The 9,621-nt window shown below is 68.7% G+C and carries 9 protein-coding genes; 4 read left to right on the top strand and 5 right to left on the bottom strand.

What is annotated here, in order from left to right:
• Positions 1-68: 68 nt before the first annotated feature.
• Positions 69-377, bottom strand: coding sequence for a transposase (locus EV651_RS41055; protein WP_166658956.1), 309 nt, complete (start codon positions 375-377; stop codon positions 69-71).
• Between the two features lie 404 nt (positions 378-781).
• Positions 782-1,099, bottom strand: a complete 318-nt coding sequence (locus tag EV651_RS43495; protein WP_133791642.1) for a nitroreductase family protein — start codon at positions 1,097-1,099, stop codon at positions 782-784.
• An 85-nt stretch (positions 1,100-1,184) separates the two neighbouring features.
• Between EV651_RS43495 and EV651_RS41045 the strand changes: the two genes are divergently transcribed.
• Together EV651_RS41045 and EV651_RS41040 are read left to right on the top strand one after the other, a co-directional pair.
• The gene (locus EV651_RS41045; protein ID WP_166658955.1) at positions 1,185-1,628 is read left to right on the top strand and encodes a hemerythrin domain-containing protein; all 444 of its coding nucleotides are present in this window, start codon (positions 1,185-1,187) and stop codon (positions 1,626-1,628) included.
• Positions 1,629-1,689: 61 nt separating this feature from the next.
• The gene (locus EV651_RS41040) at positions 1,690-2,739 is read left to right on the top strand and encodes a tellurite resistance/C4-dicarboxylate transporter family protein (RefSeq protein ID WP_238157552.1); all 1,050 of its coding nucleotides are present in this window, start codon (positions 1,690-1,692) and stop codon (positions 2,737-2,739) included.
• Positions 2,740-2,748: 9 nt separating this feature from the next.
• On the opposite strand, the gene EV651_RS41035 is transcribed toward EV651_RS41040, so the two are convergent.
• The 3 genes from EV651_RS41035 to EV651_RS41025 are packed head-to-tail and all read right to left on the bottom strand — an operon-like array spanning position 2,749 to position 7,216.
• Positions 2,749-5,394 (bottom strand): multicopper oxidase domain-containing protein, encoded by a 2,646-nt coding sequence (locus EV651_RS41035; protein WP_202870760.1) that lies wholly within the window; start codon positions 5,392-5,394, stop codon positions 2,749-2,751.
• Positions 5,391-6,509 carry a hypothetical protein gene (locus tag EV651_RS41030; RefSeq protein WP_133791638.1) on the bottom strand — a complete coding sequence of 373 codons (1,119 nt, stop codon included), beginning with the start codon at positions 6,507-6,509 and terminating at the stop codon, positions 5,391-5,393. The genes EV651_RS41035 and EV651_RS41030 overlap by 4 nt, the downstream gene beginning before the upstream one ends.
• Complete coding sequence (locus EV651_RS41025; protein WP_238157551.1) at positions 6,506-7,216, bottom strand: metalloregulator ArsR/SmtB family transcription factor; 711 nt, start codon at positions 7,214-7,216, stop codon at positions 6,506-6,508. Before EV651_RS41025 ends, EV651_RS41030 begins: the two co-directional genes overlap by 4 nt.
• A gap of 59 nt (positions 7,217-7,275) precedes the next feature.
• Here EV651_RS41025 and EV651_RS41020 point away from each other — a divergent pair, with 59 nt between their 5' ends.
• Positions 7,276-8,067 carry a DUF2249 domain-containing protein gene (locus tag EV651_RS41020; protein ID WP_133791636.1) on the top strand — a complete coding sequence of 264 codons (792 nt, stop codon included), beginning with the start codon at positions 7,276-7,278 and terminating at the stop codon, positions 8,065-8,067.
• Positions 8,068-8,137: 70 nt separating this feature from the next.
• The gene (locus EV651_RS41015) at positions 8,138-9,397 is read left to right on the top strand and encodes an MFS transporter (protein ID WP_166658954.1); all 1,260 of its coding nucleotides are present in this window, start codon (positions 8,138-8,140) and stop codon (positions 9,395-9,397) included.
• The last annotated feature ends 224 nt before the right edge of the window (positions 9,398-9,621 follow it).

The following is a 9,621-nucleotide window of genomic DNA, read 5'->3' as shown; positions in this document are numbered from 1 at the left end:
CACATCGAGGACAAGCCATCGAACTGCGAGGCAGCAAAGAAACGAGCGAACCCCGCCGGGCACCAAGATCATGGCATTGACGCGAAGAAAGCCGTTGCACGCTTGAGGATGTCGACGTCTTCCCGGAGCCGGCGGTTCTCCCGCCGCAGCTGAGCGAGCTCGTCTCGCTCCGCGGTGGTCAACCCGTCGGCGCGGGTCCCGGCATCACGCTCGGCCTGCTTCACCCACTCCCGGACCCCGGTCTCAGTCAGGTCGAAGTCCTTCGCGATCTGACCGATCGACCGGTCGCCGCGCTGGCACAGCTCGACGATCTCGGCCTTGAACTCGGCTGTGAACGAACGGCGAGGCCGCGGCTTCTTCTTGCCCATGGTCTCCATGATGAACATCCTTCCGGAGCACAAGCTCCTGATCTCGGATGTCCGTCAAAACGGGTCAGGCCCAACCCGCTTCTTCCATCCCGCACCTCGCGGAGAACGGTTAGGAATTCATCTGTCGTCACCGACGGCCTTCTGTAAGCGCCGTTGAGCGTGTACAGGGTCGGCCCGGCCACGCAGCACAGCGGTCGCCCCAGAACTGACCACGCTTCGCGCTGCTGCCGTCGATAGCCAGACAAGTTCGAGCCCTTCGCCGGCAGCCGCCCGCTGCAGCAGGCTTCGGACGGCCGTCGGCAACTGCGCGATCGGTCCCGGTTCACGGCTGGTGTGGCGTCGGGCGATGTGTGGGTAGAGCGAGGCCAGTTCGCGGTCGGATGTCCCGGTGGACGAGAGGACCACCTCGGCGATCAGATCGGGCTCGGAGTCCGATGGTGCGAGCCGATGCCGACTGCCGAGTCCCAGCGCCGCGGCCGCGCACCTGAGATTGAAGACCGCGGCACCGGCCGAGATACGCAGGCTCGTCCCGTCGAGTCCTCTGCAGGCAGGGCGCGTGACCGGTCGAGGAAGACGTCAACGGTGTCGCCCTGGACCTCGAACCGCCATGGCTGGGTGTTGTGCGTGCTCGGCGCGGCCACCGCAGCGCCGAGCAGTACGTCGATCTGGTCCGGGGACAGTTGCTGAACCTCTACAAGCCTTCCTGAGGTGTCGCTGGGTGTGATCCACACGGTATTTTACACGGCCTTTCCTGTAGTAAAATCGGTGAGGAGAGATCCGGGAGGAAGAATGTGCGAGCACTGCGGTTGCCGGGGCGTGGAGCCCCTCGCCGAGCTGATGGACGAGCATTTCGTTCTGCTCGACGTGGCGGGCGACGTACGACGAGCGCTGAAGGCCGGCGACGTGCCAGCTGCGGTCGAGGCGTTGGCCAATCTGGAGCAGCTTCTGGGGCAGCATGTCGGGCGTGAGGAGCGTGGCGTCTTCGCGGCGATGAAGGAGCAGGGCGACTTCGCGTACGCGGTCGACGAGCTCGAGCTGGAGCACCTGAGTTTCGATCAACGGTTGTCGAGGCTGGCTCCGGCGGCGGCGGGTTTCGCCGATGAGGTGCTGGGTCTGCTCGCCGAGTTGCGGGAGCACATCGACAAGGAGAATCTCGGGGTCTTCCCGGTCGCGGTGGTGTCGCTGGACGGCACGGGTTGGGAGACTGTCAGCCGTGCACACGCGGAGCAGCCGAGTTTCCTGACGACCACCACTTCCTGAACCACTGGGCCACCGGCCAGGGTCGCGGATCCGGCCGGGGGATCGTGGCAGACTTCGACGGGTGGCTGACGGATTCGGTGCTCGGGTGCGCCGGGCTGTTGAGGGTCTCACACCTGGCTATTTCGCGCTGGTGATGGCTTCCGGGATCATCTCGGTCGGGCTGCACCTGGAGGACCTCCAGCTTCTGTCGCGGATATTGCTGGCCGTGTGCGGAGCTGCGTTCGCCGGATTGCTGCTCCTCACCGGATGGCGGTTCATCGCGTATCGCGCCGCGCTGGTCGAGGACTTCATGGATCCGCGCCGGGCGTTCGGATTCTTCACCTTCGTCGCGGGGACCAACGTGCTCGGGGTCCGGCTCGGTGTGGCGGGCTTCCCCACGGCGACGGCGGTTCTGCTCGGGCTCGCCGGACTCGCCTGGCTCGGGTTGGGTTACGTCGTCCCGTGGACCGCAGTACTCGGACGACAGGAGCGACCGGTCCTGGCTAGCGCCAACGGCACGTGGTTCATCTGGGTGGTGGCCAGCCAGTCTGTCGCCGTGGCAGCGGCCACCGTAGAGCCGGTGTTCGATTCGGTACGCCGGGAGCTCGCGGTGCTCGCGGTGATGTCGTGGTCGGTCGGCGTGTTCTTGTACGGTGCGGCCGGGCTGTTCGTGTCGTTGCGTCTGATGCTCTACGAGTTCGGGCCCGACGAGTTGACGCCGCCGTACTGGGTGTCGATGGGTGCGCTCGCCATCACCGTCCTCGCGGGCGCTCGGATCGTCGAGATGGCCGACGCACCCATGGTGGCGGCCACGCGCGAGCTGATCGCGGGCCTGGCGGTGGTCTTCTGGGCGTTCGCGACCTGGTTGATGCCGGTACTGGTCGCGGCCGGCTGGTGGCGCCACGTCCGGCGCCACGTGCCGCTGCGGTACGACGCAACCTTGTGGAGCATCGTGTTCCCGCTGGGCATGTACGCCGTCGCCGGCATCTACCTCGGCCGGGCCGATCACCTACCGGTGGTGGAGGCGGTGGGCCGCGGCGAGCTGTGGGCCGCCGTCGCGGCGTGGGCTGTGGTGTTCGTGGCGATGATCCGGCACCTCACCCGGACGGTTCTGCGGTCCCGCACCTCGTAACCACCCGTGTCATGGGCTGACATGGAAGCTGCCGTGCGCCCCGCGCTCGGCGTCGACCATCACGTGCGAGACGAACGGGTAGTCGCCGGACTCCGGGAACGTGAGGTCGACGAAGCCGCCCTGCCCGGCCTGCAGACCGAGGCTCTGCGCGCCGGCCTGGCCGCCGCGGAGCAGATAAGCGCCTTCGGAGTACGCCGTATCGAACTGCGCACCGACTACGTGGAACGACGACGACCGGTTCGGCCCAGCGTCGAGGACCCACACCCGGACGCGGTCTCCTGGCTTCGCCGCCAGCGGCTTGTGGTCGTACTGGTTCGCGTAGCCGTTGAACACCACGGCGTCGGGGCGCTCGGACTGCACCTTCGTGACATCGACGAGGCCGGCCTGGTCCCCGAGGTAGAACTCGGACTGGACGAGCACATAGCTTCGGGCGACGTTCGGCAGGTTCGGCGGCTCGATGATCACCGCGCCGAAGAGTCCGTTGGCGATGTGGGCCGACATCGGCATCGTCGAGCAGTGGTACAGCCACACGCCGGCACGCGTCGCGCGGAACCGGTAGACCAGCGAGTCGCCGGGGGCGATCGTCCGCATCGGGCCCTGTGGCGACAAGGCACCGGCATGGAAGTCGATCGAGTGCCCGATCGACCCGCGGTTGACCAGGGTGATCTCGAAGCTGTCCCCGACCCGGCCATGCAACACCGGTCCCGGCATCGTGCCGTCGTACGTCCACAACCGCTGCGTCACTCCGGGCGCCACCTCACGGACGACGTCGCGGATGACGAACGTACGCCGCTGAACTCGCGCGGAGCCCAAGGGTGGTAACGCGGCGTCGACGGCCTCGAAGCCAGGCGGCGGCTTCGCCATGAAGTCGAGCTTCCCGGCGGCGTCACCGGATCCGTCGCCCTGCCCGCCGGTTTCAGCCTGAGCACCAGGTCCATGGGCGTGCACGCCATGCCCAGCCTGGCTGGAACCGGCGGCTGGCGTCGTGTCGATGTGGAACGTCATGCCCAGCTGGCGGTGACCGATCACCGAGCACCAGCCGTCGATTGCGCGTCCCACCACCCCGACGTCCAGTCGCGTCGACTGCCCTGGTGACAGCCGTCGGGTACGGGCGCCACTGTCGAGGAGGAGGTCGTGCACGTCCTCGTCGTCGACGTTGGTGAGGACGATGACGACCCGGTCGCCAGCGGGGACCGTGACAGTCGAGGGCTGGAACCGCAGATCGCGCGCCGCCACCTGGACGGTGGTGGTGTGCCCGGTGGCGGAAACCTCTCCGGCCGCGGACAGCGCCGTACCTCGCCCCAGGGCGCTCGGATCGACAGCAACTCCGGCAGCCACGACAAGGGCCACGACGGCCGCACCGGTCACGGCGAGTCCAGCCACCTGGCCTGCGGGGCGTCGCGGCTCGGCGCTTCGTGACGGCTTGTCGCCGCGCGCCAGACTGGCGGCTGCCTCCGCCTTGGCGCGCCGCGATGCGCGAAGGGCCAGCACGAGCAGCGGCAACCACGACGCCAGAGCGCACAAGACCGCCACCGAGGTCACCGCCCGTACGGCGCTGGGTGCCGGGAGCACGCACACCAGCAGACCCAGATTCGTGACAACGATGCGCAGTGGGCTGCCACGATCCAGTGCGGCGTTGGCTGCCCTGATCGCGGTCGGCCCTCCACCGAGCGCCACCGGAACCAGGTACGAGAGCGCGCCGAGCAAGACCTGGGCACCGAATCCAGCGGCGAGGAACGGGGTCAGCCACTCGAAGAGCCGGCCGGCCCCGGACCAGGAGCCAGCGGTCCCGATCCCGACCGCCAGGACGAGCAGAACACCCACCAGCCAAAGAAGTGCAGCCAGGACCGAGTCGGCCGGGAACGACCTCGGCGGGTTCCTGCTGAGCGCGTTGAGGAAGGCGCGGCCCAGTTGCGCCAAGCCGACGACATACGCCAGCAGGCCAACTGCCGTGAGCATTCGCGAGCCTGCCGCGGCACTCCCCGCGGTGACGAGAACCGCGGCGATCAGCACCGGCAGGGCTTGCGCGGCCTGTTTCTCGGCACCCTCGGCGATCCTGGTGCGCAGCATGGTCGGCCACAAGGTCACCAGCGTGCCTGCGACGGTGAGACCGACCCAGCCGAGCAGGTTGACGGCCGCATGGGCGAGCACCACACGCGCATGCCAGGGGTCCGGGAGGTCTCGTGCCAGCAGGGATCCCAGGGTCGCGCCGACCGGCAGGAAGCACGCCGCAGCCACGTAGAAGCGCACAGTTGCGCCGAACCGCGCCGCGAGGGCCGACCGGATCAGACCAACGAGCACCCAGCCGTGCCAGAGAACCGCCGTGGCAACGGCGGCAGCACCTGCCGCGGTGATTGCCCAAGTGCTCGAAACCACGCCGGCCACGACGGCCAGAACTCCACCGTTGAGCAGGAGCAGCCTCCGGCTCTGGCCCGCTCGGTCGCTGGTCGGGGTGTGCAGCAGCGCGTCGGCGAAGTACCGGCTCCACACCAGGATCGCGTGACTGACGGCGCCGAGCAGGAGGAGGTGGATCATCAACCACCGCGGAGCAGGCAGGAACGGATGCAGAATCGCCACGACGATCGTGCCGATCAGCCAGAACAGCACCGGCAAATCTCGCAACGGCCAGAAGCCGCGAGCGTTCGTCGTACTCACTGCGCAACCCCGACCTTCGCGCGCCGCGTGGTCGACCAGATGGCGACGGCGACGAACAGTACGACGGCCGCGACGTTCAGGACTCCGCCGGTGACCCACGCGATGTGGCTGCCGAGCCCATCGCCGAGCCACAGCCGGACCGCGATAGATGCGTGCAGCAACGCCACCGGCCCCAGCAGGACGGGACGGTACGGAAGCGGCCGACGCAGCACGGCCGGAAGGATCACGGGAGCGTGCGCCATGATCATCGACAGCGTGAACCCGAGGAACACCGCGTGAACCACGGCGTCGTACCGGGCGCCGTCACCGGCCGGCCCGCCGACCAGCCAGATGGCGCTGGCAACGCCCAGCCAGCCGTACGCGGCCAGCATGCAGATCGCGGTGTACCGCGGCAACCCGCTGCTGCGGATCGTGTGTCGCGCGACATCGTGGCCGGCCAGCCACCAGGTCAGCGTGAGCAAGGCCAGCGAGAGCAGGGCAGTGCCGGACGTCGGCCACAGAAGCGCGGCGACGACTCCCCCGAGCAGAGCACACGCGAGCAGCAGCGTCGTGCCGCCCACCCTGGAGCCCAGCGACAGCCGAGCGAGCTCCACGCGTTCGCCGCAGATGGTCAGAACTACGAATCCGACCAGCCACGGCAGAAGCATGGGGATGGTGACTCCGCCCAGCCACAGACCAGCAGCTCCGAGGGCGAGGACGGCGCCGAGGGCCTGGACCAAGACCGCGGTGTCGCGCTGACGACGCCATAGCGGTACGTACAGAACCACCAGCGCGGCAGCACCCGCGACGAGCAGACCCTTACCGACCACGACCGGGACAGGCGAGAGCAGGAGCATGACACTGAGGCCGAGCAACGCCGGAGCGACCAAAGCGACGGGTTGGCGGTAGGCGACCGCGCGCTCGAGAGCGATCAGTGTGCCCACGAACCCGAGCACCATCAGCATCCCGTGAATCTCTGGAAGTCGGTCGACTCGTACGGGAGCGGGGACGCCGAGCAGAAGGAGGGCTGCGTCGAGCCCGGCCAGCAGTGCAACTCCGGCGGGAGCGAGGAACACGAGCCTCGGCAGCGCCGCTCGCCGCGCAGTCCCGCCGGCGGTATCGGCGACAGCGCTCATCTGGGCCGCGTCTTCAGGTGAAGCCTGCACGCCCCGGGCTCGGAGAACGGCCGTAACTCAGTGCCCTCCGGATCCGCGCCGTACTCCTCTAGAGCCCCTTGCGCGAGCCCGAGATGCACCCCGCAGACCACGTCGGGGTACTGGTGGGCCGCCTCGAGCAGCGGGCACCGGGTGAGCCGTACGACGGTACTCCGAGAATCGGCGCGGGGCCCGAATCCGATCTCGTCGAACAGTGAGACCACCTCTCGTCGCGCCGCCGCCGGACTCGGAGCCGGCTCGGCGCCGCGGGTCCGGGCGAGCTGGTGACCCCACTCCAGGCCGGCGGTAACCGCGTCCTCGTGCGGTGAGGAGCTGTTCCGGTGGATCGTAGCGGCGAGGGTGGCGGCGAGGCCGGCGTACTCCGGTGCCGCGGCGGCGTCGCTGCCCGCGGCCTGATAGAGCCAGGCGGGCCGTCCCCGACCGGCAGGTGCCGCCTGATGCCGGTGAGCGAAGCCGTCGCGCACCAGGGCCTCCAGGTGCTCGCGAACCGTATTGGCATGCAGTCCGGTCGCGCTGACCAGAGCCGCGAGGGTGATCGGCTCGGTCTGCGCGCGTAGCGTTTCCAGCAGCGCCGCCCGCGACCTGGACAGCGGTGCGCGGCTCCGGCCCGTACTCGACACCGGACCGTAGCCGTGCCGGTGCGGGATCGCGGCTTGATTATTTTCCACGGAGTAGAGTGTAATAAAATCCTGGTGACGCCGCCACCGACAGCTGAAGGAGACACCCCATGTCCGAACTCGTCATCGCCTCGACGGAGACCGACGCCAAAGCCGCCGATGCGGTGCGGCACCATCACGCCGAAATGGCGGGCGCGTTGAGCCTGCGCACCGAGGAGCTGGTCGCGGCTGCTGCCCGGCGCGACACGCCCGCGGCCGAACTGGCTCGACGAGAGTTGGTCGACTGGTGTCACCGCGAGCTGATCCCGCATGCCCGGGCCGAGGAGCAGGCGATGTACCCGGCCGCACAGGGGATGGTCGAGGGTCGACTGCTGGTGCAGGCAATGCTCGGCGAGCACGAAGTCATTGCCCGGTTGGTGCGCGGTGTGGCCGACGCCGCCGACCTGGTCCGGGCCGCGGCGTCGGCCACGGCCCTGCACGCGGTGTTCGACTCGCACCTGGCGAAGGAGAACGACTTGGTGCTGCCACTGCTCGCAGCATCCCCTGGCGTATCGGTCGCGGAACTGCTCGGCGGCCTCCATGAACTCCTCGGACACACCGAGGACCTGGCACCGGACGCGGGCGATGGCTGCGGTGGCGATGGGTGTGCGTGCGGTGGGGCGGACGGTCAGGGTTTTCCGGAGTTGGACGCGCGCTCCATCCCCCATCCGATTCGGCACGCGACGATCTTCGGAGCATTGGAGTCGGTGCGTCCGGGCGGAGGTCTTGTGCTGATCGCGCCCCACGACCCACTTCCGCTGCTGGAGCAGGTGAGTCGGCGGTGGCCGGGCGCCTTCACCGTGCAGTACCTGGAGCGCGGCCCGGAGACGTGGCGGCTGAGTCTTCTGCGGGCGGATGCATGACTTTGGTCCTATTGGCAACACGGTGAGGGTCGGCGAAGTTGTTTGTCGTGACGAATCCGGAGCGTGATCGATGACAGCACCGCAGCCGACCGAGCGCCGTACGGGACACCGAACGGGGTCGCCGTGGCTGATGCTGGGGATGGCTACCCTCGGCTTCGCCGTGAACTTCTGGGCCTGGGCGCTGATCAGCCCGCTCGGCCCACTGTTCCGGCAGAACGGGACCCTTGGGTCTCTGACCGAGTCGGACGTCGCCTTGATGGTCGCGGTGCCCGTGATCGTGGGCTCGCTCGGGCGGATCGTCGTCGGAGCGCTGACCGACAGGCTCGGCGGGCGGGTGATGTTCCCGATCGTCTCGGCGGTGACGATCGTGCCGATCCTGTTCATCGCGTTCGTCGCGCTCGACTCCTATGTCCTGCTGCTGGTCGGCGGGTTCTTCCTGGGCGTCGCGGGGACGGCGTTCGCGGTCGGGGTGCCGTTCGTGAACGCGTGGTTTCCGCCTGAGCGGAGGGGGCTCGCGGTGGGGGTCTTCGGTGCCGGCATGGGCGGTACGGCGATCAGCGCACTGACCACCGTGAAGCTGTACAACAACGTCGATTCCAAGGCGCCCTTCCTGATCACGGCAGCCGTGCTCGCCGTGTACGCCGTCGTGGCCTGGCTGGTCCTTCGTGACGCTCCAGGACGCAGCGCGCCGACCACGTCCTTGGTACGGCGGCTCGCGGCCAACGCGCGACTCCCGATCACCTGGCAGGCCTGCGTCCTGTACGCGGTGGCCTTCGGCGGGTACGTCGCCTTCTCGGTCTATCTGCCTGCCTACCTGAAGACCGACTATGGCTTGACGCCTGCGGACGCCGCGAACCGGATGGCGGGCTTCGTGGTGGTCGCCGTCATCATGCGCCCGATCGGCGGCTGGCTGTCCGACAGGTTCGGGCCGATACCGGTCCTGGCCGCTGGCTACGCCGTCGTGGTCGCCGGCGCCGCGGTCGCCGCGACCCACCCGCTGCTCGAGCACGTCGGCACCGTCGCGTTCCTGGCGATGGCCGCCGCGCTGGGCTCCGGCAGCGGCGCGACGTTCGCGCTGATCGCCGAGGTCACCGACCCGTCCCGGGTGGGCGGAGTCACTGGACTGGTCGGTGCCGCTGGTGGGCTGGGCGGGTTCGTGCCGCCGTTGATTATGGGCTACGTGTACGGCCGCACCGAGTCCTACGCGATCGGCCTGTGGCTGCTGTCGGCGACCGCGGCGCTCACCTTGGTCCTGACCGTGACCGTCGTGCGGTCGACCGAACGTGCGCACGTCCGCGCGCTCCCCCAACCCCAGGCGGTCACGGAGTAACGTCCGCTCAAGGCTCCCACTCCCGACGATGAGGAATGACTTGTGAGTACAGAGGTCCAGCCAGAAGATCGTCAAGACGGCCGCGAGATCGGGATGGACGGAGGGGTCAGTGAGGCGTTGGTGCGAACCAGGCGGTTCTTCACGAAAGGCGCGGTGTCGGCTGACCTGCGGACGCTGACGAAGACCGGTGGGCGGCAGGCTGATGACTTTTACCGGGATCGTTG

It is taken from the genome of Kribbella sp. VKM Ac-2571 (assembly GCF_004362255.1).
GTDB classification, from domain to species: Bacteria; Actinomycetota; Actinomycetes; order Propionibacteriales; family Kribbellaceae; genus Kribbella; species Kribbella pratensis.
This window is presented reverse-complemented; position numbering and strand designations above follow the sequence as displayed.